Source organism: Streptomyces sp. NPDC047061 (genome assembly GCF_040643955.1).
In the GTDB taxonomy this organism is placed as follows: domain Bacteria; phylum Actinomycetota; class Actinomycetes; order Streptomycetales; family Streptomycetaceae; genus Streptomyces.
This window is the reverse complement of record NZ_JBEYVI010000002.1, coordinates 380,447-406,984: the sequence shown is the minus strand read 5'-3', so window position 1 is coordinate 406,984 and position 26,538 is coordinate 380,447. Positions and strand designations below refer to the sequence as shown.

22 protein-coding genes are annotated in these 26,538 nt (G+C 72.3%); 7 read left to right on the top strand and 15 right to left on the bottom strand.

The features are described from left to right. Nucleotides 1–120: 120 nt before the first annotated feature. Nucleotides 121–3,015, bottom strand: coding sequence for a protein kinase (locus tag ABZ887_RS05365; protein ID WP_361283081.1), 2,895 nt, complete (start codon nt 3,013–3,015; stop codon nt 121–123). Between the two features lie 137 nt (nt 3,016–3,152). Then, the gene (locus ABZ887_RS05360) at nt 3,153–5,225 is read right to left on the bottom strand and encodes a serine/threonine-protein kinase (protein WP_361283371.1); all 2,073 of its coding nucleotides are present in this window, start codon (nt 5,223–5,225) and stop codon (nt 3,153–3,155) included. A gap of 171 nt (nt 5,226–5,396) precedes the next feature. Here ABZ887_RS05360 and ABZ887_RS05355 point away from each other — a divergent pair, with 171 nt between their 5' ends. Continuing rightward, entirely contained in the window at nt 5,397–6,440 is a 1,044-nt protein-coding gene (locus tag ABZ887_RS05355; protein WP_361283079.1) for a serine hydrolase domain-containing protein, read from the top strand. A gap of 12 nt (nt 6,441–6,452) precedes the next feature. On the opposite strand, the gene ABZ887_RS05350 is transcribed toward ABZ887_RS05355, so the two are convergent. Then, the gene (locus tag ABZ887_RS05350; RefSeq protein ID WP_361283077.1) at nt 6,453–8,159 is read right to left on the bottom strand and encodes a glycerol-3-phosphate dehydrogenase/oxidase; all 1,707 of its coding nucleotides are present in this window, start codon (nt 8,157–8,159) and stop codon (nt 6,453–6,455) included. Nucleotides 8,160–8,448: 289 nt separating this feature from the next. Between ABZ887_RS05350 and ABZ887_RS05345 the strand changes: the two genes are divergently transcribed. Then, entirely contained in the window at nt 8,449–9,657 is a 1,209-nt protein-coding gene (locus tag ABZ887_RS05345) for a nucleotide sugar dehydrogenase (protein WP_361283075.1), read from the top strand. A 114-nt stretch (nt 9,658–9,771) separates the two neighbouring features. On the opposite strand, the gene ABZ887_RS05340 is transcribed toward ABZ887_RS05345, so the two are convergent. From ABZ887_RS05340 to ABZ887_RS05325, 4 genes are all read right to left on the bottom strand, one after another. Then, nucleotides 9,772–10,896, bottom strand: a complete 1,125-nt coding sequence (locus ABZ887_RS05340) for a GuaB3 family IMP dehydrogenase-related protein (protein ID WP_089099376.1) — start codon at nt 10,894–10,896, stop codon at nt 9,772–9,774. Between the two features lie 115 nt (nt 10,897–11,011). Further along, nucleotides 11,012–12,517 carry an IMP dehydrogenase gene (gene guaB, locus ABZ887_RS05335; protein ID WP_361283073.1) on the bottom strand — a complete coding sequence of 502 codons (1,506 nt, stop codon included), beginning with the start codon at nt 12,515–12,517 and terminating at the stop codon, nt 11,012–11,014. A gap of 177 nt (nt 12,518–12,694) precedes the next feature. Continuing rightward, on the bottom strand, nt 12,695–13,282 hold the full coding sequence (locus tag ABZ887_RS05330; protein ID WP_089099378.1) for a sigma-70 family RNA polymerase sigma factor: 588 nt from the start codon (nt 13,280–13,282) through the stop codon (nt 12,695–12,697). Between the two features lie 277 nt (nt 13,283–13,559). Then, nucleotides 13,560–14,171: a response regulator transcription factor gene (locus ABZ887_RS05325; protein ID WP_003948568.1), complete on the bottom strand. Its 612-nt coding sequence runs from the start codon at nt 14,169–14,171 to the stop codon at nt 13,560–13,562. A 381-nt stretch (nt 14,172–14,552) separates the two neighbouring features. Here ABZ887_RS05325 and ABZ887_RS05320 point away from each other — a divergent pair, with 381 nt between their 5' ends. Beyond that, nucleotides 14,553–14,882 (top strand): WhiB family transcriptional regulator, encoded by a 330-nt coding sequence (locus ABZ887_RS05320; protein ID WP_123974752.1) that lies wholly within the window; start codon nt 14,553–14,555, stop codon nt 14,880–14,882. Between the two features lie 149 nt (nt 14,883–15,031). On the opposite strand, the gene ABZ887_RS05315 is transcribed toward ABZ887_RS05320, so the two are convergent. After that, nucleotides 15,032–15,931: a LysR family transcriptional regulator gene (locus ABZ887_RS05315; RefSeq protein WP_361283070.1), complete on the bottom strand. Its 900-nt coding sequence runs from the start codon at nt 15,929–15,931 to the stop codon at nt 15,032–15,034. A 79-nt stretch (nt 15,932–16,010) separates the two neighbouring features. On the opposite strand from ABZ887_RS05315, the gene ABZ887_RS05310 reads away from it, so the two are divergent. The 3 genes from ABZ887_RS05310 (at nt 16,011) to ABZ887_RS05300 (ending at nt 18,410) form a co-directional block, all read left to right on the top strand. Then, nucleotides 16,011–16,679: an MOSC domain-containing protein gene (locus ABZ887_RS05310; protein WP_361283068.1), complete on the top strand. Its 669-nt coding sequence runs from the start codon at nt 16,011–16,013 to the stop codon at nt 16,677–16,679. Between the two features lie 97 nt (nt 16,680–16,776). Then, nucleotides 16,777–17,550 carry an SDR family oxidoreductase gene (locus ABZ887_RS05305; RefSeq protein WP_361283066.1) on the top strand — a complete coding sequence of 258 codons (774 nt, stop codon included), beginning with the start codon at nt 16,777–16,779 and terminating at the stop codon, nt 17,548–17,550. 152 nt (nt 17,551–17,702) lie between these two features. After that, complete coding sequence (locus ABZ887_RS05300) at nt 17,703–18,410, top strand: ester cyclase (protein WP_361283064.1); 708 nt, start codon at nt 17,703–17,705, stop codon at nt 18,408–18,410. Nucleotides 18,411–18,567: 157 nt separating this feature from the next. Here the strand turns inward: ABZ887_RS05300 and groL are convergent, their stop codons facing one another. The 5 genes from groL to ABZ887_RS05275 form a co-directional block, all read right to left on the bottom strand. Then, nucleotides 18,568–20,193, bottom strand: coding sequence for a chaperonin GroEL (gene groL, locus ABZ887_RS05295; protein ID WP_361283062.1), 1,626 nt, complete (start codon nt 20,191–20,193; stop codon nt 18,568–18,570). Nucleotides 20,194–20,312: 119 nt separating this feature from the next. Then, complete coding sequence (gene groES, locus ABZ887_RS05290) at nt 20,313–20,621, bottom strand: co-chaperone GroES (protein ID WP_066995800.1); 309 nt, start codon at nt 20,619–20,621, stop codon at nt 20,313–20,315. 212 nt (nt 20,622–20,833) lie between these two features. Then, nucleotides 20,834–21,601 carry a pirin family protein gene (locus ABZ887_RS05285; protein ID WP_361283059.1) on the bottom strand — a complete coding sequence of 256 codons (768 nt, stop codon included), beginning with the start codon at nt 21,599–21,601 and terminating at the stop codon, nt 20,834–20,836. 132 nt (nt 21,602–21,733) lie between these two features. Then, on the bottom strand, nt 21,734–22,522 hold the full coding sequence (locus ABZ887_RS05280; RefSeq protein WP_361283369.1) for a polysaccharide deacetylase family protein: 789 nt from the start codon (nt 22,520–22,522) through the stop codon (nt 21,734–21,736). A 41-nt stretch (nt 22,523–22,563) separates the two neighbouring features. After that, on the bottom strand, nt 22,564–23,451 hold the full coding sequence (locus ABZ887_RS05275; protein ID WP_361283057.1) for a polysaccharide deacetylase family protein: 888 nt from the start codon (nt 23,449–23,451) through the stop codon (nt 22,564–22,566). A gap of 90 nt (nt 23,452–23,541) precedes the next feature. Here ABZ887_RS05275 and ABZ887_RS05270 point away from each other — a divergent pair, with 90 nt between their 5' ends. Beyond that, nucleotides 23,542–24,720 (top strand): class I SAM-dependent methyltransferase, encoded by a 1,179-nt coding sequence (locus ABZ887_RS05270; protein ID WP_361283055.1) that lies wholly within the window; start codon nt 23,542–23,544, stop codon nt 24,718–24,720. Nucleotides 24,721–24,847: 127 nt separating this feature from the next. Here ABZ887_RS05270 and ABZ887_RS05265 read toward each other — a convergent pair whose 3' ends face one another. Together ABZ887_RS05265 and ABZ887_RS05260 are read right to left on the bottom strand one after the other, a co-directional pair. Continuing rightward, a complete protein-coding gene (locus ABZ887_RS05265) occupies nt 24,848–26,128 on the bottom strand; it encodes a sigma-70 family RNA polymerase sigma factor (protein WP_361283053.1) in 1,281 nt (426 codons plus the stop codon). Between the two features lie 43 nt (nt 26,129–26,171). Further along, nucleotides 26,172–26,528 carry a YciI family protein gene (locus ABZ887_RS05260; RefSeq protein ID WP_361283051.1) on the bottom strand — a complete coding sequence of 119 codons (357 nt, stop codon included), beginning with the start codon at nt 26,526–26,528 and terminating at the stop codon, nt 26,172–26,174. Nucleotides 26,529–26,538 lie beyond the last annotated feature (10 nt).

Below are 26,538 nucleotides of genomic sequence, written 5' to 3'. Positions count from 1 at the left end.
GGAACCAGTGGGGTCCCACGGAGACAGCACTGTGACGGTTCTCGCTTTCCTTACGGAAAGTGAGCCAAATCCCCTCATCGGAACGGGAACCAACCGGACCCGGAACGCGTCGGCCGCCGCTCAGCCCGTGTACGTGTACGTCGACGACGCCTGCTCGTACAGCGTGGTGACCTCGTCCCGGTCGGACTCCGGGCCGCGCACCTGCACGATGTGGTACCGCCCGTTGATCAGGAAGACCATGTTGCGCACGAACAGGTCGCCCTCCTGGCTGTCCGTCCAGGTGAACTGCCCCTCCGCCGACACCTGCTGGCCCACCGTGATGGTCCGCAGCCCGCCCGCGGTGGCCCAGCTGGAGTCCCGGTACGGCTGCAGCTCCGGTTCCTTGTCCCGCTGGTACGTCATCGGGTCGCTGCCGTAGGCCGCCGCGCCGTCCCGTCCGGCGACGACGATCAGCTCGAACTTCCCGTGCGAGTAGACCACCTGGCCGCTGCTGTTCTTCGGGGTGCGGCTCCAGCCCTTGGCGACGGCGATCCGGAAGCCGTTCGGGTCGTCGCGCAGGGTGAACCCGTCGGCGACGGTGGAGCCGCCGGTCGAACCGGCGGTGGTCTGGGTCTCGGTGGACGGCGTCGACGTGGGACTGGGCGTCGGTGTCGGCGTGGGCGCCTGGCTCCGGCTCGGTGCGGGGCTCGCGTCACCGGCCGCGCCCGTCCGGTCGCCGGTGCTCGCGCCGCCGTTGTCGGCGGCGTCCTTCTTCGGCAGGAAGAGCATGGCGTACGCGACCACCGCGGCCAGCAGGAGCAGGACCAGGAGGAGCAGCGTACGGCCCAGTCTGCGCGGGGACTTCGCCTCCTGCCGGGCCCGCTTGTGCCGGCCGTGCGTGGCCGGGAGCCCGGCCCTGCGCCTGCGCACCAGCTCACCGCGGCGCCGGATGATCGGCAGCCGTTTGGGATCGGCGGGCGGGGCGGCGACGACATGCGCACCGGCGTCCGGCTCGGGCGCGGACCGCACCAGCGAGCGCAGCCAGCCGCGCAGCTCCTCGAAGTCCAGCCGCTCGATGGGGTCCTGACGCAGCAACGACTCCACGACCGGCCGGAGCGACCCGCACTCCTCCGCGAAGGCGGGCGGCTCCGAGCACACCAGCTGCACCAGCTCGGCCGTCGACTCCTCCGGGTACGGCGCGTGCCCCTGGACCGCCCGGAAGAGCAGCGCGCCCAGCGCCCACAGGTCGGTGGCCGGGCCGATGGGCGCGGCCAGCTGCCAGTTCTCGTGCACGGGTACGGCCTGCTCCGGCGCCCAGCGCTCGGTCACCGGCCCCACCACGGTCATCCGCACCTGCCGCGCCCGTTCGGCGGCCAGCGCGGTGGCGGGCCCCCGCCGCCCGGGTACGACGGCGGCGGGCTCGCCCCAGCGGGCGGCGGGTCCGGTGCCCTGCGCGGGCACGACGACGTGCGGCTGCCCCGGCACGCCCTGGAGTTCGGCGCCGGTCCGGGGGGTGGTCGCACCGGTACCGGCCGGGGGCGGGCCCGCGCCGGGTCCGGCGGCCGGGAGCGCGCTGCGTTCCTGGCCGGGGGGCGCCGCCGGGGGCATGCCGGGGCGGGGTGCGGCGCCGTGCCAGGACGACGGCGCGCCGCGCACCCCGTACGGGTCGGCTATCTGGCCGGGCGGCACCCCGCCGGCGGCCCGCTGCTCCCCGCCCGGGGCCTGCGCCTGCCCGTTCGCGTACGGCGGTTGCGCCGCGCCGTTGGCATACGGCTGCTGGGCCGCCCCGTTGGCGTGCCCCGGGCCCCCGGAGCCGTACGGCGGCTGCGGTGCGGGCGCCGTGGTCTCGCCCTCGGCCGGCGGCCGGGCGCCGGGCAGCGCGGCCCGCCCGTTCTGCTGGGCCTCCTGGACCCGGGCGGCGGCCCTGGCTCCCGCCCGGTACGCGGCGATCGCCCCGGCCCGGGCGGCCCGGATGTCCACGCCGGTGTCCGGCGCCCGCCGCTCCACGGCACCCGTGCCGGGACCGCCAGGAGCGGAACCGGCCGAACCGGAACCCCCCGGCCCCTCGTCCGGACCGGCCCCCGGCAACCCGCCGGCGACCCGTGCCTGGATCGCCGCGCGCCGAGCGGCCTCGGGATCGGTCTCCGACGCGCCGGACACCCGCTGCGCGCCGCCCGTACCACCGCCCGTACCACCGGACGCACCACCGACGCTCCCGATGCCCCCGACAGCGACGCCACCCGGGCCGACCGAACCGCCCGAAACACCTGAACCGGGCGAACCGATCGAGGGGCCGGGCGGGTTGCGGGGCAGGGTGCCGGGCGTGGCGGAACCTTCCGCCTCCCCGACCCGCCGACCGCCGACGGGCGCCGCCGCGCCGCTCCCGCCACCCGCGCCGCCCTCGCCTTCGCCCTCCTGCGCCGGCACCGGGTCGTACCCGCACAGCGCCTCCTCCGCCGCCCCGACCGCGAGGCCGGTCAGCATCACCCGGCCGTCGTCGCAGACGAGGACCGTGCGGGCGGTGATGTTGCGGTGCACCCAGCCGTGGGCGTGCAGGACCCGGAGCGCCATCAGCACGTCGGAGGCGACCTCGGCCGCCCGGTAGGGGCTCAGCGACTGCTCGGCGAGGACCGCCGCCAGCGGCCGCGCGGCGACCGACTCGCTGACGATCCACAGGGAACCGCCCTCGGCGAACACGTCGAAGACCTGGTCGAGCCGGGGATGGTCGGGGATCCGGGCGGCGGCCTGCGCGGCCTCCACGGCGCGCCGCACCACCGGGTCGCTGGGCCGGCGTGTCGCGGTCCGTGCCGTCGGCGGCCGGCGGGCGCCACGGTCACGCGCCGTGAACCCCTCCGGCAACCCCTCGGCGTCCAGCACCTCCGCCTCGACGACCTCCGGCAACGGCACCTGCCGGACGAACACCTCCTGCCCGCTGTAGGTGTCGAAGGCGCGCGTCTCGGTGTGTTCGTACTCGTCGGAGGGGGGCAGCGGCAGGCGGTAGCGGTCGGCGAGTACCCGACCCGCGTAGTCGTCCACGTTGCCTCCCCCGGCCGCCCGGTTGGTCAAGTCCGTTCGTTTCGCGGCCCGTTCCGTATGCATACCTGGCTGTGTACGGTCCGCAACCACTCACGATACGTGCCGGAGGCAATTCGCATTGTGGGGATGCGAATTTGTCACTTCGGGTCGAAGGACGCCGTCAGCGTCTTCCAGGTGTCCTTGCGCAATTGGCTGCTCCAGTCGTCGGCCTTCGCGGTGTACATCAGCGCGTACCCCTGCTTGGAGCTGACCACGAACCCCCGGTCGATCGTGTGGTACTTGGTGCCGCCGTCCACGTAGGTGAACTCCCAGTCGGCGGTGTTCCAGCCGCGGTAGCTCACCGCGGCTATGCGGATCTTCTGGTACTGGGAGCGCACCATGTAGCGCTCCTGGTTCTCCCAGTCGGCCACCGGGTCGTCCTTGGGCGTGGTCGTCCAGGCGATCAGCAGCTTCTGCCCGTCGGGTCCGGTGAACCGGTCCCCGGCGGAACTGCCGGTCTGGAACTTCCAGCCCTTGGGCAGCCCGATCGAGTACCCCTGGCCGCCCTTGTACGTGGACACCACCGGCGTGCTGCCACTGCTGCTGCCGCTGCCACTGGAGTTCGACGCCGACGACGAGTCGTCACCGGACGTGTCCGAGCCGTCGTCCCCGGAGGTCCCGGCCGCCGACGCGTCCCCGTCCGTCCGCGTGCCGTCGCTCGTGTCCTCCTTGGTGGAGGAACCGGAACTTGAACCGGAACCGGAACCGGTGCTCGCGCTCGCCCCGGAGGTCGAGACCGCCTTGGAACCGCCGCTCTTGCCGCTCCCCTTGCTGTCGTCCCCGTCGCCGCCGTTCAGCACGATGGCGAGGACGGTACCGAGCACCGCGAGCACCACCACCACGGCGATGATCACCAGGGTGCGCTTCGGCACCACGTCGGTGAGCGGCGCCTTGGGCACGACGGGCCGCGGCGCCAGGTCCAGATCCGGCGGCGGCATCACGGGCCACCCCGAACCGGCCTTGCCGGCCGTGGGCTTGGCCCCCGCCGGGGCGGTGGCGGCGCCGGACCCGGCGGCGGCGGCCGGACGCGCGCCTCCGACCGGTCCCGAGGGCGAACCGGTGACGACCGGGGCCGCGGCGGCGGCCGGCTCGGCGGCCGTGCCGGCGCCGGCGCCGGCGTTCTTGGTCCGGGTCGCGGCCGCGGCACCCGCCGCACCCGCGGCCTTCCGCACCGACCGCAGCGCCCCGCGCAGCTTCTCCCCGGCCTCCTCGCCCCGCTTGGCCCCGGCGCCCTTCTCGTCCTGCGGCGCGTCGGGCTGCGGGGGCAGCGGTACGACCCGGGTGGCGTCCGCGGGCGCCTCCTCCGGAGCGTTGATGACCGCGTTGAGCATCGCCCGCGCACCCGCGTCGTCGAGCCGCTGGGCCGGGTCCTTGTTGAGCAGCCCGTAGATGACGTCCTTCAGCGGTCCCGCGTTCTTGGGCTCCTCCAGCTGCTCGGTCATCACCGCCGTCAGCGTGGCGATCGCCGACCCCTTGTCGTACGGCGGTGCGCCCTCGACCGCCGCGTACAGCAGGCCGCCCAGCGACCACAGGTCGGCCGCCGGGCCGGGCTTGTGGCCGCGGGCCCGCTCCGGGGAGATGTAGGAGGGGGCGCCGACGAGCATGCCGGTGGAGGTGATGGACGGGTCGCCCTCGACCTGGGCGATGCCGAAGTCGGTGAGCACGACGCGGCCGTCGCCTTCGGAGATCAGCACGTTGGAGGGCTTCACGTCCCGGTGCAGGATGCCCTCGCGGTGCGCCGACCGCAGCACGTCCAGGACCGCCAGCCCGACCTCGGCCGCCCGCTTCGGGTCCAGCAGGCCGTCCTCCCGGATGACCTCGGCCAGCGACTTGCCCTCGACCAGCTCCATCACGATCCAGGGCCGGTCGTCCTCGTCGACCACGTCGAAGACCGTCACCGCGCTGTTGTTGCGGATCCGGGCGATCGCCTTGGCCTCGCGCAGGGTGCGCGTGATCAGGCGCCGCTTCTCCTCCTCGTCGATGTTCGACGGGAACCGCAGCTCCTTGACGGCCACCGTCCGGCCGAGGGTCTCGTCCTCGGCCCGCCACACCGTGCCCATGCCGCCGCGGCCGAGCACTCCCCCCAGCCGGTACCGCCCGGCGAGAAGACGCTCGCTGTTGCCCTGACGAGTCTCCTGACGAGAAGTCCCCGCCCGCTCCGCCTCCGACATGCGTCCCCTCATGACAACCCGCCCTGACAGAGCCTTCATTGTCCCTCACCCGACAAGTGCCCAACGCCCAGGGGCCCCCTGACCGCGCATCGGGGCCGGCCGACCGGAACCCCCGGTGACGAGGGCGTCACACGGGCCGGGATGATGGGCCCCGAGAAGGGAGGAACCCGGATGCCGTCGCTTCGGACACTGATGGCCATACCGGTCTCTCTTGCCCTGCTGTTCGCCCCTCTGACGGCCGGTTCGGCCTCCTCTGCGGAGGCCACGGACCCGCTCCTGTCACAGTTCGTCACCAAAGGCGGAGCACCCGCCGCCGCCCTCCTGGACCGCGACGGCGACGACGTCCGCTATGCGGCCGCCGGCCGGGGCATCGCCCGTGCCGACCGCTTCCGGGCCGGCAGCGTCACGAAGACCTTCATCGCCACCGTCGTCCTGCAACTGGCCGCGGAGCACCGGCTCTCCCTGTCCGACCCCGTGGAGCGGTACCTGCCGGGGCTGCTGCGCGGACGCGGTGTCGACGGGCGCAGGATCACCCTGCGGGCCCTGCTCAGCCACACCGCCGGGCTCGCCGACTTCACCACGGTCACCCGGGGTGCCGTCCCCCTGACCCCGCGTCAGGCCGTACGCGTCGCGCTCTCCCTCCCTTCGACCCGGCTGGGCCACTACGCCTACTCCAGCACCGACTACGTCGTGCTCGGCATGGTCGTCCGGCAGGTCACCGGCCACTCGTACGCCACCGAGGTCCGGCGCCGCATCATCGCTCCCCTCCGCCTGACGGGCACCTCCTTCCCGGGCGCCCGCACCACGCTGCCCTCCCCGCACGGCCGCGCCTACGCGGCGGACGGCTCCGACGTCACCGACCTCGACCCGCGGGTGGCCGGCGCGGCGGGGGCGCTGGTGACCACGCTCGACGACCTGGACCGCTTCTACGGGGCGCTGCTGGTCGGCGAGCTGCTGCCCCCGCGCCGGCTGCGCGAGATGCTCGACACCCGGGCCGCACAGGGCGCGTACGGCCTGGGGATCTTTCCTGTGAAGCTGCCGTGCGGGACCACGGTGTGGGGGCACAACGGCCGGATCGCGGGCAGCTATGTGCGCAGCGCCGCCTCGGCCGACGGACGGCACGTCCTCACGTTCCGGGTGAACACGACGACGGTCGCGGACCCGGACCTCGAACCCGCACTGCTCGCCGCCGAGTTCTGCCCTCGCACCGGGTAGGACGGCCGGGGTCTACCGCGGCACGATGTCCGGCGCTCCCAGCCGCGCCGCGTCCGCCGTCAGGTCGTCCGGCTGGAGCTGGGACTCGCGTTCCGCCTCGACGCGCTTCTCGTAGTGCTCGACCTCCCGCTCGATCTGGTCCTTGTCCCAGCCGAGGACCGGTGCCATCAGCTCGGCGGCCTCGCGGGCGCTGCGGGTGCCGCGGTCGAAGGTCTCGATGGAGATGCGGGTGCGGCGGGTCAGGACGTCGTCGAGGTGGCGGGCGCCCTCGTGGGAGGCGGCGTACACGACCTCGGCGCGCAGGTAGTCGTCGGCGGCCGAGAGCGGCTCGCCGAGGCCCGGGTCGGCGGCGACGAGTTCGAGGACCTCGTCCGCCATCGAGCCGTACCGGTTGAGCAGGTGCTCGACGCGCACCACGTGCAGGCCGGTGCGGGCGGCGATCCGGGCCCGGGCGTTCCACATCGCCCGGTAGCCCTCCGCGCCGAGCAGCGGGATGTCCTCGGTGACGCACTCCGCGACCCGCATGTCGAGCCCGTGCACCGCCTCGTCGACGGCGTCCTTGGCCATCACCCGGTACGTCGTGTACTTGCCGCCGGCGACGACCACGAGCCCCGGCACCGGGTGCGCGACCGTGTGCTCGCGGGAGAGCTTGCTGGTGGCGTCGGACTCGCCGGCCAGCAGCGGGCGCAGACCGGCGTAGACGCCCTGGACGTCGTCGCGCGACAGCGGCACCGCGAGCACCGAGTTGACGTGGTTGAGGAGGTAGTCGATGTCGGCGCTGGAGGCGGCCGGGTGGGCCTTGTCCAGGTCCCAGTCGGTGTCGGTGGTGCCGATGATCCAGTGCCGGCCCCAGGGGATGACGAACAGGACCGACTTCTCGGTGCGCAGGATCAGGCCGGTCGTGGAGTGGATGCGGTCCCTGGGGACGACCAGGTGGATGCCCTTGGAGGCACGGACGTGGAACTGGCCGCGCTCACCGATCAGTCCCTGTGTGTCGTCGGTCCAGACCCCGGTCGCGTTGACGACCTGCTGGGCGCGGATCTCGTACTCCCCGCCGCCCTCGACGTCCTGCACCCGGGCCCCGACGACCCGCTCGCCCTCGCGCAGGAACCCGGTGACGCGCGCGCGGTTGGCCGCCTTCGCGCCGTAGGACACCGCCGTGCGCACCAGGGTCGCCGTGTAGCGGGCGTCGTCCATCTGGGCGTCGTAGTACTGGATGGCGCCGACCAGGGCGTCCTTGCGCAGGGCGGGCGCGATGCGCAGGGCGTGGCGGCGGCTCAGGTGGCGGTGGACGGGCAGGCCCCGGCCGTGCCCGCTCGCCACGGACATCGCGTCGTAGAGCGCGACGCCCGAGCCCGCGTACAGGCGCTCCCAGCCCTGGTGCTGGAGCGGGTAGAGGAAGGGCACCGGCTTGACCAGGTGCGGGGCGAGGCGCTCCAGGAGCAGGCCGCGCTCCTTGAGGGCCTCACGAACCAGGACGAAGTCGAGCATCTCCAGATAGCGCAGGCCGCCGTGGATCAGCTTGCTGGACCTGCTGGAGGTGCCGGACGCCCAGTCGCGGGCCTCCACGATGCCGGTGTTCAGGCCCCGGGTGGCCGCGTCCAGCGCGGTGCCCGCGCCGACCACTCCACCGCCCACCACCAGCACGTCCAACTCGCGCTCGGCCATGGCCGCCAGGGACTCCGCACGCTGCTCCGGCCCCAGTGTCGCTGTCCTCACCGCTGCCTCCCGCTCTGCCGCCATCGGTCATCGCTCGTCGTCGGTCATCGGTCGCACGGGCCACCCCCGCAGGCGAGGCCCCTGCCCAAATTCTGACCGGCTTGCCCGACTTCAGCCACCACTCGCCCCCAGCCTGTGGACAACGGTCACCGAACCCACGGAAGACACACGAACACAATCCCGCATAACGGTCATATTTACTCCTAGTCTGACAGTGCGCCTCGCTCATCCTGTCCACAGGGCTTGCGCACCTGTCCCGCTTCGGTTACTGGGAAGGACGGCCCACGCCATGCCCGCAGACCTCGCCGTCATCGGACTCGGTCCCTACGGCTTGCCCCTCGCCCAGGCCGCCGTGGCCGCCGGCATCTCCACCATCGGCTACGCCACCGGCCCCGAGGCCGGCTCGCTCAGCCCCGCCGAGCTGCGCCGGATGCTCGCGAAGGGCTTCCGGGTGATCGAGGACCCGGCCCAGCTGGGGCGGGTGCGGACCGCGGTGATCTGCGCGCCGACCCCGCGCGGCGCCGACGGCGGGCTCGATCTGAGCCAGGTGGAGGCCGCCGCACGCACCCTCGCCGCGCGGCTGCGCCCGCACACGACGGTGATCCTGGAGTCGCCGGTCCACCCGGGGACGACGGAGGACTTCCTGCGGCCCCTGCTGGAGAAGGGTTCCGGCCTGCGCGCGGGCCGCGACTTCCACCTCGCCTATTCGCCCAGTCGGGTGGATCCCGGCAACCGCGACTTCACTCCGGCCAACACCCCGAAGGTCATCGGCGGCTTCACGCCCGCGTGCACGGAGTCGGCCGCCACGTTCTACAGCCGGCTCACCGACAAGGTGGTACGCGCGCGTGGCCCGCGCGAGGCCGAGACCGTGCAGCTCCTGGAGACCAACTTCCGGCACGTCAACATCGCCCTCGTCAACGAGATGGCCGTCCTCTGCCACGACCTGGGCGTCGACCTGTGGGACGTCATCCGCTGCGCGGAGACCAAGCCGTTCGGCTTCCAGGCCTTCCGCCCCGGCCCCGGCATCGGCGGGCACGGCGTCGCCCAGGACCTGTCCGGCCACGCGAGCCGCGGCCTGCGCATGGTGGAGCTGGCCCAGCAGGTCAACAGCCGGATGCCGGGATACGTCGTCCAGCGCGCCGCCGCCCTCCTCAACGAGCACGGCAAGTCGGCGCGCGGCGCGCGCGTGCTGCTGCTCGGGGTCACCTACAAGGCCGACCTGGCCGACCAGCAGAACAGCCCCGCCCAGGAGCTCGCGATCCGCCTCATGGAGCTCGGCGCCTCGGTCAGCTACCACGACCCGCACGTCTCGTCCTGGAGCGTCCTGGACCGCCCGGTCCCGCGCGCGGACTCCCTCTACGAGGCGGCCGCGGACGCCGACCTGACGATCCTGGTCCAGCAGCACCGCACCTACGACCTCCAGGGCCTGTCCGTGAAGGCCCAGTTGCTGCTGGACACCCGCGGGGCGACCCCGACGGGCGCGGCGCACCGGCTCTGAGCGGGCCCGGTGCCCGCAGCAGGCGGCTCGCCGACCGGCGCACCCGGGCATGCGAAAGGGCCGGTCACCCGCCCGGGGTGACCGGCCCTCCGACCGCCGTACGGCGGCTACCGCCTACCGCTTGTGCTGCGAGTCCGCGACCGTCACCTCGACGCGCTGGAACTCCTTGAGCTCGCTGTAGCCGGTCGTGGCCATGGCGCGGCGCAGGGCGCCGAAGAGGTTCATCGAGCCGTCGGGGGTGTGGGACGGGCCGGTGAGGATCTCCTCGATGGTGCCGACCGTGCCGAGGTCGACCTTCTTGCCGCGCGGAAGCTCCTCGTTGACGGCCTCCATGCCCCAGTGGTGGCCCTTGCCGGGTCCGTCGGTCGCGCGGGCCAGCGGGGAGCCCATCATCACCGAGTCGGCGCCGCAGGCGATCGCCTTGGGGAGGTCGCCGGACCAGCCGACACCGCCGTCGGCGATCACGTGGACATAGCGGCCGCCGGACTCGTCCATGTAGTCGCGACGGGCGGCGGCCACGTCCGCGACCGCGGTCGCCATCGGGACCTGGATGCCGAGCACGTTGCGCGTGGTGTGGGCGGCGCCGCCGCCGAAGCCGACGAGCACGCCCGCCGCGCCCGTGCGCATCAGGTGCAGGGCCGCCGTGTAGGTGGCGCAGCCGCCGACGATCACCGGGACGTCGAGCTCGTAGATGAACTGCTTCAGGTTCAGCGGCTCGTGCGAGGACGAGACGTGCTCCGCGGAGACCGTCGTACCGCGGATGACGAAGATGTCCACGCCCGCGTCCACGACCGCCTTGGAGAACTGCGCGGTGCGCTGCGGGGAGAGCGCGGCCGCCGTGACCACGCCGGAGTCGCGCACCTCCTTGATGCGCGCGCCGATCAGCTCCTCCTTGATGGGGGCGGAGTAGATCTCCTGGAGGCGGCGGGTGGCGGTGTCGGCGTCCAGCTCGACGATCTCGTCGAGGAGGGGCTGCGGGTCCTCGTAGCGGGTCCAGAGGCCTTCGAGGTTGAGGACGCCCAGGCCGCCGAGCTCGCCGATGCGGATCGCGGTGGCCGGGGAGACGACCGAGTCCATGGGGGCGGCCAGGAACGGCAGCTCGAAGCGGTAGGCGTCGATCTGCCAGGCGATCGAGACCTCCTTCGGGTCCCGCGTACGGCGGCTGGGGACGACGGCGATGTCGTCGAAGGCGTACGCCCGGCGGCCGCGCTTGCCGCGCCCGATCTCGATCTCAGTCACGTCTGTGGCCTTTCCCTCTGCGTTTCAGCGTCTACCAGTATCGCCGACGGGCACGGCAAGGGCGGCCCCGGTGCACCCGGGACCGCCCTGGAAAGGCCGTGGTGACTACTGGCGGCTACTTGCTGCGGCTGTAGTTCGGCGCCTCGACCGTCATCTGGATGTCGTGCGGGTGGCTCTCCTTGAGGCCCGCGGCGGTGATCCGCACGAAGCGGCCCTTGGACTCCATCTCGTCGACGGTGGCCGCGCCCACGTAGCCCATGGTCTGGCGCAGGCCGCCGACGAGCTGGTGCAGCACGTTGGCCAGCGGGCCGCGGTAGGGCACCTGACCCTCGACGCCCTCGGGGACGAGCTTGTCGTCGGAGGAGACCTCGGCCTGGAAGTAGCGGTCCTTCGAGTACGACTTGCCCTGGCCGCGCGACTGCATGGCGCCGAGCGAGCCCATGCCGCGGTAGGACTTGAACTGCTTGCCGTTGATGAAGAGCAGCTCGCCCGGGGACTCCTCGCAGCCCGCGAGGAGGGAGCCCAGCATCACCGTGTCGGCACCGGCCGCGAGGGCCTTGCCGATGTCACCGGAGTACTGCAGGCCGCCGTCGCCGATGAGCGGGATGCCGGCCGGGCGGGCGGCGAGGGAGGCCTCGTAGATGGCGGTGACCTGCGGGACGCCGATGCCGGCGACCACGCGGGTGGTGCAGATCGAGCCGGGGCCCACGCCGACCTTGATGCCGTCGACACCGGCGTCGATCAGGGCCTGCGCGCCGTCGCGGGTGGCGACGTTGCCGCCGATCACGTCGACGCCCACGCTCGACTTGATCTTCGCCATCCAGCTCAGGGCGTTGCTGTTGTGGCCGTGCGAGGTGTCGACGACCAGGAAGTCCACGCCGGCCTCGGCGAGCGCCTGGGCCCGCTCCAGGGCCTCGGGGCTGGCGCCCACGGCGGCACCGACGAGCAGGCGGCCCTCGGAGTCCTTGGCGGCGTTCGGGTACTTCTCGGCCTTGACGAAGTCCTTGACCGTGATCAGGCCCTTGAGGACGCCCTCGTCGTCGACCAGCGGCAGCTTCTCGATCTTGTGCCGGCGCAGCAGCTCCATCGCCTCGACGCCGGAGGTGCCGACCCTGCCGGTGATCAGCGGCATCGGGGTCATGACCTCGCGCACCTGGCGGGTCCGGTCGGACTCGAAGGCCATGTCGCGGTTGGTGACGATGCCGAGCAGCTTGCCGGCCGGGTCGGTGACGGGCACGCCGCTGATGCGGAACTTGGCGCACAGCGCGTCGGCCTCGGCGAGGGTCGCCTCCGGGTGCACCGTGATCGGGTCGGTGACCATGCCTGACTCGGACCGCTTGACGAGGTCGACCTGGTTGACCTGGTCCTCGACGGAGAGGTTGCGGTGCAGCACGCCGACACCGCCGAGCCGGGCCATCGCGATGGCCATGCGGGACTCGGTCACCTTGTCCATCGCCGCGGAGAGCAGCGGGATGTTGACCCGGACGTTGCGGGAGATGCGGGACGAGGTGTCGACCGCGTTGGGGAGCACTTCGGATGCGCCCGGCAGCAGCAGCACGTCGTCGTAGGTCAGCCCGAGTGTCGCGAATTTGTCGGGCACTCCGTCGACGTTGGCAGTCATGACACCTTCCCCAAATGGCCTTGAACGGTGCGGATGCCCATGCTAACGGGAAGCACGGGTCCCAAATTCCACGGTACGACTCAGCTCAGGGCTTCGTATGTTCGTACGGAAACGGGCGCGCGCCTGTTCATCGGGGGCGTGCGTGTGAGGCCGTCACAAGGGGCGGGCGGGTTCCGCCTACTGCTCCGCGAGCGCCCGCAGCCGGCTCAGGGCCCGGTGCTGGGCCACGCGCACCGCACCCGGTGACATTCCCAACATCTGGCCGGTCTCCTCGGCCGTGAGGCCCACGGCGATGCGGAGCAGCAGCAGCTCGCGCTGGTTCTCCGGGAGGTTGGCGAGGAGTTTCTTGGCCCATTCAGCGTCGCTGCTGAGCAGGGCGCGCTCCTCGGGGCCGAGGGAGTCGTCGGGGCGTTCCGGCATCTCGTCCGAGGGGACGGCCGTGGAGCCCGGGTGGCGCATCGCGGCGCGCTGGAGGTCGGCGACCTTGTGGGAGGCGATCGCGAAGACGAAGGCCTCGAAGGGGCGGCCGGTGTCGCGGTAGCGGGGCAGGGCCAGCAGGACCGCCACGCAGACCTCCTGGGCGAGGTCCTCGACGAAGTGCCGGGCATCGCCCGGGAGACGGGACAGGCGGGTACGGCAGTAGCGCAGCGCGAGGGGGTGGACATGGGCGAGCAGGTCGTGCGTGGCCTGCTCGTCCCCGTCTACGGCGCGATGGACGAGAGCACCGATCGTCCCTACGGCAGTGACCGCCTCGTCGTCGCGCATCGGTCCATGGTGCCCTGCTGCCGTCGGCGGCGTGGCATCGCGTCCGTCGTTGTGCACCGAAGCGTTATGAGCAGGTGCGCCGGAACTCATCTCCTGCGCCCTCCCCTTCCGCTCGAACGACTCGTCCCCGAGAGACTCCACACCTCAAGGATGCGGCATCCGCGCCGAAACGAGCAGCGGGCCTCCGGCGCCAGGCCTTGCGGACCCCGCCCACCGTGGGGTAGGCGGGGGCGTCCGGTCGGTCCGTCCTCCCGCTGCGGCGCAGCTCACCGCCGTACTAACGCACCAGTCCCCAGCGGAAGCCGAGGGCAACCGCGTGGGCGCGGTCGGAGGCTCCGAGCTTCTTGAACAGGCGCCGAGCGTGGGTCTTCACGGTGTCCTCGGAGAGGAACAGCTCGCGGCCGATCTCGGCGTTGGAGCGGCCGTGACTCATGCCCTCCAGGACCTGGATCTCACGCGCGGTGAGCGTGGGCGCGGCGCCCATCTCGGCCGAGCGCAGGCGCCGGGGCGCCAGTCGCCAGGTCGGGTCGGCGAGGGCCTGCGTCACGGTGGCCCGCAGTTCGGCGCGCGAGGCGTCCTTGTGCAGGTAGCCGCGGGCGCCGGCGGCGACGGCCAGGGCCACGCCGTCCAGGTCCTCGGCGACCGTGAGCATGATGATGCGCGCGCCCGGGTCGGCGGACAGCAGCCGGCGCACGGTCTCGACGCCGCCCAGTCCGGGCATGCGCACGTCCATCAGGATCAGGTCGGATCGGTCGGCACCCCAGCGGCGGAGGACTTCCTCGCCGTTGGCCGCCGTCGTCACGCGCTCGACGCCGGGCACGGTCGCCACCGCGCGGCGCAGCGCCTCTCGGGCAAGCGGGGAGTCGTCGCAGACGAGGACGGATGTCATGACCGCCCTCCGCAGCTGATGCGCGTCACCTTGAGCCTCCAGGCTGGTACGGAATCGTCACCTGTGCGGTCGAACGTCTCGGACGCCTGCCCGAGCGCTTGTTGCTTCAACCGCCACCGCACTCTCAACGACGGTCACTCGAAAGAGTTACGGGGCTGCATGCCGTCTTCGGCACTCTACGTGAGGGGGCGGACACGGTGCAGACATGGACGTCAGACCCTCAACTTTTCATCACAACCAATGCCCCATTTAGCCCTTTTTCTTCCCATTTCACGGTGTCTGGGGCTAGATTGCCAATGAGTCATATTTTCATCTCTCTAGACCGGAGATGTACGGTCGTTGGCACCGTATCCGCCCAGAACGGCTACAAGGGGTCACGTAATGGCAGATTTCTCCCGCCTTCCCGGACCGAACGCGGACCTGTGGGACTGGCAGCTCCTGGCTGCCTGCCGTGGGGTCGACAGCTCGCTCTTCTTCCATCCCGAGGGCGAGCGCGGGGCGGCTCGGAGTGCCCGTGAGAACTCGGCCAAGGAGGTCTGCATGAGGTGCCCGGTCCGCGCGGAGTGCGCGGCGCACGCGCTGGCGGTCCGCGAACCGTACGGCGTGTGGGGCGGCCTGACCGAGGACGAGCGCGAAGAGCTCATGGGGCGGGCGCGCAACAGGCTGGTGTCGGCGTCGACAACCAGCGGCGGCTCCGCCTCCGACACATGAATGAACGTTTCTGCAATCTGTTGACAATCCGTTGACGATCTGCTGCCGCTCGGGCACGCACGCGTGCCCGGCGCCTTCACGCGTGCCCGCGGCCCTGCCGCACCTGTCCGGGGCCCCGGCGCCCTGCCGCACCCGCCCGGCACCTTCGGTCACGCCCGCAGGGCCGCCCGCCCCAGCTGTTCCAGCGTCGCCGCCACGGCCGGCACCTGTGCCAGGTCGGGCAGGGTGAGGGCGACGATCTCCCGGCGCACCGCGGGTTCCAGCGCCACCGTGCGCGCGCCTCTCGGCCGTACCGACTCGATCGCCAGCCGGGGCAGGACGGCCACTCCGAGACCCGCGCCCACCAGGCCGACCACGGCCGGGTAGTCGTCGGTGGCGAAGTCGATGCGGGGCGTGAAGCCCGCGCTCTCGCACGCCTGGACGAGCTGTCCCCGGCAGCGCGGGCAGCCCGCGATCCAGGGCTCGTCGGCGAGTTCGCCGAGGGCGACGGACTCCGCGCGGGCGAGCCGGTGCCGCTCGGGCACCAGGCCGACGAGCCGGTCGGTCAGCAGCGGCCGCACCACCAGGTCGTCCCACTCCTCGGCGTCCGCGGCGCCCTCGTAGCGGAAGGCGAGCGCGATGTCGCAGTCGCCCGCGCGCAGCAGTTCCACCGACTTCGGCGGCTCGGCCTCCTCCAGGGAGACACGGGTGCCGGGGTGGGCGGCGCGCAGGGCGGCGAGGGCCGTCGGGACCAGGGTGGAGCTGCCGCTCGGGAAGGAGACCAGGCGCACCCGGCCGGCCCGCAGCCCGGCGATCGCGGCGACCTCCTCCTCGGCGGCGGTGAGCCCGGCGAGGATCCCGGAGGCGTGCCGGACCAGGGCCTCGCCGGCCTGGGTAAGGCGCATCTCACGGCCGTTGCGGACCAGCAGCGGGGTGCCCACGGAGGTCTCCAGGGCCTTCATCTGCTGGCTGACGGCGGGCTGCGTGCAGCCCAGTTCGCGCCCCGCCGCCGAGAAGGAACCGGTGGTGGCGACGGCGCGCAGGACACGGAGATGACGTGCTTCGATCACCCCTTGAGCATAAGACGGACTTGGACATGGCGCCCGAAAATGCGCCGACCCTTTGAGAGTGGTCCCGTACCGTCGGAGCATGGAGCTTCTCTCGGTGAACCTCGGCCGTCCGACGCCGTCGCCCCACACTGACCAGAGGGACGGCGTGACCGGTATCGACAAGCGGCCGGTGGACGGGCCGGTGCGGGTGGCGGCGCCCGGGCCGAAGGGCGTCGCGGGCAGCGGGCTGGCCGGGGACGCGGTGTGCGAGCTGCGCCATCACGGCGGCGACGACCAGGCGGTGTACGCGTTCGCGCGCGAGGACCTCGACGACTGGGAGAAGGAGCTCGGCCGCCCCCTGCCGAACGGCTGTTTCGGTGAGAACCTCACGACAAACGGGCTGAACGTGTCGGATGCGCTGATCGGCGAGCGCTGGCGGATCGGCTCCGGGGTCGTACTGGAGGTCACCTCCGGGCGCATCCCGTGCCGTACTTTTCAGGGCCATCTGGGCGAGCGGGGATGGGTGAAGAGGTTCACGCGGAAGGGTGCCACCGGTGCCTACCTCCGGGTGATCGAACCGGGCGAGATCAGAGCCGGCGACCCGATCGAGGTCGTGCTCCGGCCGGAGCACGGGGTGACGGCGGCGATGGAGTTCCGCGCGACCACCACGGAGCGCGAGCTGCTGCCCCGGTTGCTCGCGGCGGGCGCCGCGCTGCACCCGGAGGCGCTGGCGCAGGCGCGGAAGTACGTGGCGGCGCAGGGCGGCTGAACGGCCGTCACGCGCAGGCCGTTCACCGGTGCTTCACCCTTCGGGAGAGCCGGTGCGCACAGCGGACGCCGTCAGTCCGGGTAACTACCCTTGGGCCATGACAACGGCTCTGATTACGGGATCGACCGCGGGGATCGGTGCCGCGTTCGCGCGGCGGCTGGCGGCCGACGGGCACAACCTCGTCCTGGTGGCCCGGGACACCAAGCGGCTGCGCGAGCAGGCGACCGAGCTGCACGACCGGCACGGCATCGAGGCGGAGGTGCTCACCGCCGACCTCGCCGAGGACGCCGGCATCGAGGCGGTCGCCGCCCGGCTCGCCGACCGCAGGAACCCGGTCGACCTGCTGGTCAACAACGCCGGCTTCGGCAACAAGGGCCACTATCTGGACGTCTCGATGGCCGACGAGCTGCGCATGCTCAAGGTGCACTGCGAGGCGGTGCTGCGGCTGACCTCGGCGGCGGCCGAGGCGATGCGCGAGCGCGGCCGCGGCGGAGTGGTCAACGTGGCGTCGGTGGCGGCGTTCGTACCGCGCGGGACGTACGGCGCCTCCAAGGCGTGGGTCGTGCAGTTCACCCAGGGCGCGGCGCGTGATCTCGCGGGCAGCGGGGTCCGGCTGATGGCGCTGGCGCCGGGGTTCGTCCGTACGGAGTTCCATCAGCGGGCCGGGATGGGCACGGACAACATCCCGGGCTGGATGTGGCTGGACGCCGACAAGCTGGTCGCGGCGGCGCTGGCCGACCTCGCGCGTGGCAGGACGCTGTCGATCCCGGATCCCCGCTACAAGGTGCTGACCGGTCTGGCGAAGATGGCGCCGCGCGGGCTGGTGGGCGGCATCAGCTCGAAGACGGGCCGCAAGTACGGGCCGCAGTAGCCGCCACAGCCGAAGCCGAAAGCAGCCGCGGTGGTCGCGGTAGCCGCAGTAGCCGCGGCACTGGCCCGGGCGGCACCGCGCGCGGCGCGGACCGGGCCGGTGAGACGATGGTGGCGTTCGGTCGCACCCGCAGGGGGGCCGGAGGCGGTTTCATGACGTTCGTGCAGCTCATCGAGTGCAGGACCAGGCGGTTCGACGAGATGGACCGGCTGATGGACAGGTGGGTCGAGCAGACCAAGGGGAAGCGGACGGCGACGCACACGCTGGTCGGCCAGGACCGCAGCGACGCGCAGCACGTCGTGGAGATCGTGGAGTTCCCGTCGTACGAGGAGGCGATGCGGAACTCGCGTCTCCCGGAGACCGACAAGGTGTTCCACGAGCTGCTGGCGCTCTGCGAGGGGACGCCGACGTTCACCGATCTGGACGTGGTGCGTGACGAGGGGCTGTACGCCGGCACCGCCCGGCGGTTCTTCGACACGATCGCGGCGGCCGGCCCGCTGGCACCGCTGGACGGTCTGCTCGCCGAGGACTACCACGACCACGATCCGGTCGAGGGCCAGGACACCATCGGCATGGACGCGATGCGGCGCAAGCTGGGGATGTGGCGGCGGGCCTTCGACTTCTCGTTCCTGGTCCAGGACCAGATCGCCCAGGGCGACCGGGTGTGCACCAGGTGGCTCTGGACGGGGGTGCAGAAGGCGGAGTTCATGGGGGTGCCGAACACCGGGCGGCAGGTCACCATGGCCGGGACGACGATCCACCGCTTCGACGCCGGCGGGAAGATGGCCGAGGGCTGGCTGCAGTACGACCGGATGGGGCTGCTGGCACAGCTGGGAGCGCTGGACGCGCTGGAGAACTAGGCCGACCATCGAAGTACCCGCGAGGGGCGAAGCCCCCGTTCCCGGCGGACGACCGGGAACGGGGGCTTCCTCAGAGACTGCTTCCCGAGAGACTGCTTCCCGAGAGACTGCTGCCCAGAGGCTGGCGCCTCGGAGACCGTTGCCTCAGTGGGTTGCCTCAGTGCGAGTGGCCGTGGGAGTGGCCCGCGGCGCCGGCCTCTTCCTCTTCCTTCTTCTCGACGACCAGGGTCTCGGTCGTCAGGAGCAGGGAGGCGATGGAGGCGGCGTTCTCCAGGGCGGAGCGGGTGACCTTGACCGGGTCGATGACGCCGGCCTTGACCAGGTCGCCGTACTCGCCGGTGGCGGCGTTGTAGCCGTTGCCCTTCTCCAGGTCGGCGACCTTGGAGACGATGACGTAGCCCTCGAGGCCCGCGTTCTCGGCGATCCAGCGCAGCGGCTCGACGGCGGCCTTGCGGACCACGGAGACGCCGGTGGCCTCGTCGCCGGTCTTGTCGAGGTTGCCCTCCAGGACCTTCACGGCGTGGACGAGCGCGGAGCCACCACCGGAGACGATGCCCTCCTCGACCGCGGCGCGGGTCGCGGAGATGGCGTCCTCCAGACGGTGCTTCTTCTCCTTCAGCTCCACCTCGGTGGCGGCGCCGACCTTGATCACGCACACGCCGCCGGCCAGCTTCGCGAGGCGCTCCTGGAGCTTCTCGCGGTCCCAGTCGGAGTCGGTGTTCTCGATCTCGGCCTTGATCTGGGCGACGCGGCCCGTGACGGCGGCGGAGTCGCCGGCGCCGTCGACGACCGTGGTGTCGTCCTTGGTGACGGTGACGCGGCGGGCGGAGCCGAGCACGTCCAGGCCGACCTGGTCGAGCTTGAGGCCGACCTCCTCGGAGATGACCGTGCCGCCGGTGAGGACCGCGAGGTCCTCCAGCATCGCCTTGCGGCGGTCACCGAAGCCGGGGGCCTTGACCGCGACCGCGTTGAAGGTGCCGCGGATCTTGTTGACGACGAGGGTGGAGAGCGCCTCGCCCTCGACGTCCTCGGCGATGATCAGCAGCGGCCGGGAGGCACCCGCCTGGATGACCTTCTCCAGCAGCGGCAGCAGGTCGGCGATGGAGGAGACCTTGCCCTGGTTGATGAGGATGTAGGGGTCCTCCAGGACGGCCTCCATGCGCTCCTGGTCCGTCACGAAGTACGGCGACAGGTAGCCCTTGTCGAAGGCCATGCCCTCGGTGAAGTCCAGCTCCAGACCGAAGGTGTTGGACTCCTCGACGGTGATGACACCGTCCTTGCCGACCTTGTCCATCGCCTCGGCGATGAGCTCGCCGACCTGCGTGTCCTGGGCGGACAGCGCGGCGACGGCGGCGATGTCGGCCTTGTCGTCGATCGGGCGGGCGGAGGAGAGCAGCTCGTCGGAGACGGCGGCGACGGCGGCGTCGATGCCCTTCTTCAGGGCGGCCGGGGAGGCACCCGCGGCGACGTTCTTCAGGCCCTCGCGGACGAGCGCCTGGGCCAGCACGGTGGCGGTGGTCGTACCGTCACCCGCGATGTCGTTGGTCTTGGTCGCCACCTCCTTCACCAGCTGGGCGCCGAGGTTCTCGTACGGGTCGTCGAGCTCGACCTCGCGGGCGATCGTGACACCGTCGTTGGTGATGGTGGGGGCGCCGAACTTCTTGTCGATGACGACGTTGCGGCCCTTGGGGCCGATCGTCACCTTCACCGTGTCGGCAAGCTTGTTGACGCCGCGCTCGAGGGCGCGACGGGCGTCCTCGTCGAACTTCAGGATCTTCGCCATGGGAGCGGTTCAGCCCTCTCGGAAAGCGTGGGTGAAACGAACGGCGCCCCCGACGCCCGGCTTCACAAGGTCGCGGGGGCCAGGGGCGCAGCTCAAAGCAGAATGTGCTTTTGGGTGAATTACTTCTCGATGATCGCGAGCACGTCGCGAGCCGAGAGGACGAGGTACTCGTCGCCGTTGTACTTCACCTCGGTGCCGCCGTACTTGCTGTACAGAACGACGTCGCCGACCTTGACGTCGAGCGGCAGGCGCTCGCCGTTCTCGAAACGGCCCGGGCCCACCGCGAGGACGGCGCCCTCCTGGGGCTTCTCCTTCGCGGTGTCCGGGATGACCAGGCCAGAGGCGGTGGTCTGCTCGGCGTCGAGCGGCTGGACCACGATGCGGTCCTCAAGCGGCTTGATGGCAACCTTGGAGCTGGTGGTCGTCACGATCCGACCTCCCCCTTCGGAGATCTCACGGGGTTAACTGTCTGAGGTGGCGACCAGGTGGATCCGTCGTCGCGGGTGCCGGACCTGCCCGTCGCGTTGTTGGCACTCTCATCTGCCGAGTGCCAGAGCCGAGACTATGACCGCGATTAGCACTCGGTCAAGCGGAGTGCCAGTTGCGGGCCGCGCGCCGCCGGAATCGGCCCCCTCGGGGGTCACAGATCGACGGCGGCATGCATCTCCCACACCAGGATCTCGGCGGGCTCCGAGGCCGTCACCCGGTGGCCGCCGGTGGCCGTGAAGCGCGCGGCGTCACCCTCGCCGAGCGCCCCGACGCCCTCCAGGTCCACCGCGCCGCGGGCGACGAACAGATGCAGGTACGGCGCCTCGGGCAGGGTCACCTGCCCGCCGGGGCGCAGCCGTGCCGCGTACAGCGCGGCGTGCCGGTTCCGGATCCGGATGGCGCTCGCGTCCTTGTGCCGGTCCATGCCGGACGCCACCCTGACCAGCCCGCCGGACAGCAGCTCGGCGTCGATCTCCAGCTGTTCGTAGCCAGGCGTGACGCCGGCCTCGTCGGGCACGACCCACATCTGGACGAAGTGCACGGGGTCGGCGGGGAGCCCGCCGGCGGCCCGGTAGGTGTCGTTCTTCTCCGAGTGCAGGATGCCGGTGCCGGCGCTCATCCGCTGGGCCAGGCCCGGGTAGATCACGCCGGAGTGGCCGCCGGAGTCCTGGTGGACCAGTGAGCCCTGGAGCACCCAGGTGACGATCTCCATGTCCCGGTGCGGGTGGGTGTCGAAGCCCGTGCCCGGCTGCACCAGGTCCTCGTTGTGGACCAGCAGCACCCCGTGGTGCGTGTTGGCCGGGTCCGGCCGGTGGGTGCCGAGGGAGAACGAGTGCTTCGAGTCGAGCCAGGACAGCCGGCTCGCGAGCCGCGCCTCACCGCGCCGCACCTCCACGCCGGGTGTCAGTAGTGCGCTCATGTTGTGCCCCCTGCTCCGAGCGAGGATCCATTGACATGAATATTCAAGTTAAAACGGATCCATCACGCCGGTAGGAGACAGCGGAGAGCACCAGCATCGACTTGACCACTAAAGTCAAAAGGTCATATTGGGCTAGAGGTAGTCCTCGAGCCGGCCCACCGTCAGCCCGCTCGCCTGCACCCGGCGCAGCAGCCGGGCGGTGCGCTCCCTGAGGGGCGGGCCGAGGGCCTCGTCGGGGCCCACCAGGATGATGTCGCCGGGGCGGAGCTGCTTGTCCCCGCCCCGGTAGGTGATGCCGTCGGGGGTCATCGCCGCCCGCCACAGGACCACCGCCGCGACACCGCAGTCGGCGGCGGCGCGGAGGGTGGTGCGGTCGTAGGTGCCGTAGGGCGGGCGGAAGAGGCGGGGGCGGATGCCGAAGCGGGACTTCAGCTTCTCCTGCTGGCCGCAGATCTCGGCGCGCTGGCCGGCGTACGGCAGACCGGGCATGGCCGGGTGGTCGAGGGTGTGGTTCTGGACGCTCGCGCCGACCGACTGGAGGCGGGCGAAGTGGCCGTAGCCGGGGCCGACCACGCTGTCCGTGAGGAACATGCTCACCGGCAGCCGCAGTTCGCGGACCATGTCGACGAAGCGGGGGTCCTTCTCGGCGCCGTCGTCGTAGGTGAGGAAGACGACCCGGTCGGACGTGGGGACGTGGTCGACGACCGGGGGGAGGGCGGCACGGAAGGACAGCGGGTGCAGCGGCGGGCGGGGGGCCGGGGAGAGGGGGGCGGTCAGGCCCCACCTGCGGTACGCCGGCTCGCCGGCCGGGCCCTGCGGGTGCACCCGGCCGGCCGCCTTCCTGCCGAGCCGTTCGATGGGGTCGACGGACGGGGCGCAGGCCGACAGGAGGAGGGAGACGGCCAGGAGGGGGACGACCAGGAGGGCGGCGGCCGGCGGCGCGGCCGTCGCCCTCGGTCGGCTCACAGGTAGTCCTCCAGGCGCGCCACCGCGTAGCCGTCGCGGGTGACCTTGTTCAGGAAGCGGCGCATGTCGTCGACCATGGTGCCGTCCCAGTCGTTCCGGCCCCGGAAGTGCGTGAGGACGATGTCACCGGGGTGCAGTGCGCGGTCCCACTCCCGGTACTCCCAGTGGTCGACGAACACCTCCTCGTCCCAGATCGGCGCGTACTTGATGCCGCAGGTCTTGGCGGCGCGCAGGGTGTCGCCGTTGTAGTTGCCGTAGGGCGGGCGGAAGACCGTCGGCGCCTTGCCGAACTCCCTCTTCATGATCTCCTGCATGCCGCAGATCTCGTGCTTCTGCTCCTCGTAGGTGAGGCCCGGCAGGTAGGGGTGGGTGAGGGTGTGGTTGTTGAGGGTGTGGCCCTCGGCCTGCATCCGGCGGAAGTAGCCGTAGTCGTCCTTGACCAGGTAGTTGCTGAGGAACGCGCTGTAGGGGATCCGCAGCTGGTCCATCATCCGCAGGAAGTCCGGGTCCTTCTCGGCGCCGTCGTCGATGGTGAGGAAGACGACCTTCTTCCTGGTCGGGATGGTGGTGAAGACCGGGGGCAGGTCGTCCTCCTCCTGGCCGTCCACCTCGAAGCCGTCGCGAGCGGTGATCCTCGGCTTGAGCCTGGGCGGGGCCGGGGGTTGCAGCGGGACCGCGTCCAGGCCCCAGCGCCGGGCGGCGGCGACCAGGGCGGCGCGGGAGTCGGGAGCGGCGCCCCGGTGGGCCTGCTGGCCCGCGGCGGGGCGGACGTCGGCCTCGCCCCCCGGTCCGGCACAGCCGGAGACGACGGCGGCAGCGGCCGTGGCGAGGGCGGCAACGGCGAGTACTGCCCTATTTTTGTCATTTTGTACGACTGCTCGCATGGCGTCGGATCCTTCCAGGCACCTTCCCGGAACCCGGGCAGACACCGCGGCCGGAGGCGAACCATCCACCGACTGGCCGACAATGACCCGGTGAACGACCACCTCTCCCCCCTCCTCACCCCCGAGGGCCGCGCCCTCCTCGACGAGGTGCGCGGCACCGCGCCCGCCGACGAGCTCGCCGTGGCCACCCGGCTGCGCCGCGAGCACCCCGCCGAACTGGTGTCGGCGGCGCTGGCCCAGGCCCGGCTGCGGCAGCGGGCGGCGGCGAAGTTCGGGGACGCGGACGCGGGCCGCATGTTCTTCACGCCGAACGGGGTCGAGCAGTCGACGCGGGCGAGTGTCGCCACGTACCGGGCGGAGCGGATGAAGGCGCTGGGGGTCACCTCGGTCGCCGACCTGTGCTGCGGCATCGGGGGCGACGCGATCGCGCTGGCGCGGGCCGGGATCCGCGTCCTCGCCGTGGACCGGGACCCGGTGACGGCGGCCACCGCGCGGGCGAACGCCGAGGCGCTCGGGCTCGCCTCCCTGATCGAGGTCCGGGAGGCGGACGTCCAGGAGGTGGACACGGCCGGCCACGACGCCGTGTTCGTCGACCCGGCCCGGCGCGGCGGCCGCGGCCGCATCTTCGACCCGGAGGCCTACTCACCGCCCCTGTCCTGGGCGGTCGAGACGGCCCACCGGGCACGGACCGCCGCGCTGAAGATCGCCCCCGGCATCCCGCACGAGGCGGTCCCGGCGGCCGCCGAGGCGGAGTGGATCTCGGACGCGGGTGACGTGAAGGAGGCCGTCCTCTGGTTCGGCACCGGTGCCCCGGGAGCCGTCCGCGCCACCCTCCTCCCGGGCCCGCGCACCCTGCTCGGCCGCGGCCTCCCCGACCCCGCGGTCCGGCCGGTCGGCCGTTACCTGTACGAGCCGGACGGCGCCGTCATCCGCGCCCACCTGGTCGCCGAGGTGGCCGAGGAGCTCGCCGGCGGTCTGGTCGACCCGACGATCGCGTACATCACGGCCGACACGCTCAGGGCCACGCCCTACGCGACGGCGTACGAGATCACCGACGAACTCCCCTTCAACGTCAAGAAGCTGAAGGCACTGCTGCGCGAGCGCGAGGTCGGGAACCTGACCGTGAAGAAGCGCGGGTCGGCGGTGGAGCCGGAGGAGCTGCGCAGGAAGGCCCTGCCGAAGCCGCAGGGACGCAACACGGCGACCGTCTTCCTGACCCGGGTGGCGGGCGCCCCGACCATGCTGCTGGGCCGCCCGGCACGTCCCTGAGCGCTCCGGCGGCTGCGCCGCGATGCGCCGCGATGTGTTGTCGAGCGGCTGCCGCGCCGTCGTGGCTGGTCGCGCCCACGCGGCGGCAGCCGCACGTCGAGGACGGCCCCGCGCCCCTTCGGGGCGCTCAGAGCTCCCGTGCCCGCCGCAGCAGCAGCTCCCGTTCCCGCTCGTTGCGGGCCAGTGCCGCCGCCCGCTCGAACTCCGCGCGGGCCTCGGCCGTCCGCCCGAGGCGGGCCAGCAGGTCGCCGCGGACGCTCGGCAGCAGGTGGTAGTCGCGCAGGGCGGGTTCGGCGGTCAGCGGGTCCACGAGCGCCAGGGCCGCCGCCGGGCCGTCCGCCATCGACACGGCCACCGCCCGGTTCAGCTCGACGACCGGGGACGGGGAGCGGGCGGCCAGCAGGCCGTACAGGGTGGCGATGGCCTTCCAGTCGGTCTCCTCGTACGTGTAAGCGTGCGCGTGGCAGGCCGCGATGGCCGCCTGGAGGGCGTACGGCCCCGGGGCGCCGGCCGCCGTGGCGTCCGCGCGGGCGAGGGCCCTGATCCCGCGGGCGACGAGCATGCGGTTCCAGCGGCGGCGGTTCTGGTCCCGCAGGAGGACCGGTGCGCCGTCGGGGCCGGTGCGGGCGGCCGTACGGGAGGACTGGAACTCCAGGAGGGCGGCGAGGGCGTGCACCTCCGGCTCCTTCGGCATCAGCCCCGACAGCACGCGGGCCAGCCTCAGCGCGTCCTCGCACAGCGAGGGGCGCAGCCAGTCGTCGCCCGCCGTGGCCGCGTAACCCTCGTTGTAGATCAGGTAGATGACGTCCAGGACCGAGCCGAGCCGGGCCTCACGGTCGGGGCCGTACGGCACCTCGAAGGCGATGTTCCGCGTCGCGAGGGTGCGCTTGGCGCGGACGATGCGCTGGGCGACGGTCGGCTCGGGGACCAGGAAGGCGCGGGCGATCTCGGCCGTGCTCAGGCCGCCGAGGAGGCGCAGGGTGAGGGCCGTGCGGGCCTCGGGCGACAGCACCGGATGGCAGGTGGTGAAAACCAGGCGGAGCAGGTCGTCGTCGATGTCGTCCGGGTCGGCGGGCTCCTCGGGCGGCGCCGTCGTCTCCGTGCTGCGGCCGATCTCCGCGAGCTTGCGGGCGTAGTTCTCCCGGCGCCGGACCAGGTCGACGGCGCGGTGCCGGGCGGTGGCCGTCAGCCAGGCGCCCGGGTTGTCGGGCACGCCGTCCCGGGGCCACTGCTCCAGGGCGGCGACCAGCGCGTCCTGCGCCAGCTCCTCCGCGATGCCGACGTCCCGGACGATCCGGGCGACGCCGGCGATCACGCGGGGCGATTCGAGCCGGAAGACCGTCTCGATGGCGTGCCGGGCCGCGGCCCCGGCGCTCGCGGGGGCGTCGGCGGGGGGCTGTGTGCTCACAGCCCCCCATGCAACACCCACCACCGGACGTACGCCAGGAGGGTCAGCCCTCCGCGATCTCCCGGACCTCGCAGGTCACGGTCCAGTACTCCTCGTGCACCTTCAGGAACCGCTTGGTCCACTCCAGGGCCTCGGCCTTGTCCTTGCACTGCATGATCGCGTAACCGCCGATGACCTCCTTGGACTCGGTGAAGGGGCCGTCGGTGACGGAGATCCTGCCGCCCTCCCAGTGCACCCGCGTCCCCTGGGAGGTCGGCGTGAGCCCCGCGGTGTCCAGCATCACGCCGGCCTTGGTGATCTCCTCGATCAGCTCGCCCATCCGCTGCATCAGCTCCTGGCTGGGCCCCTCGGCGGGGGCGGTGGTCTCGTCGATCCGCACGAGCGACAGGTAACGGGGCATGGTGACTCCT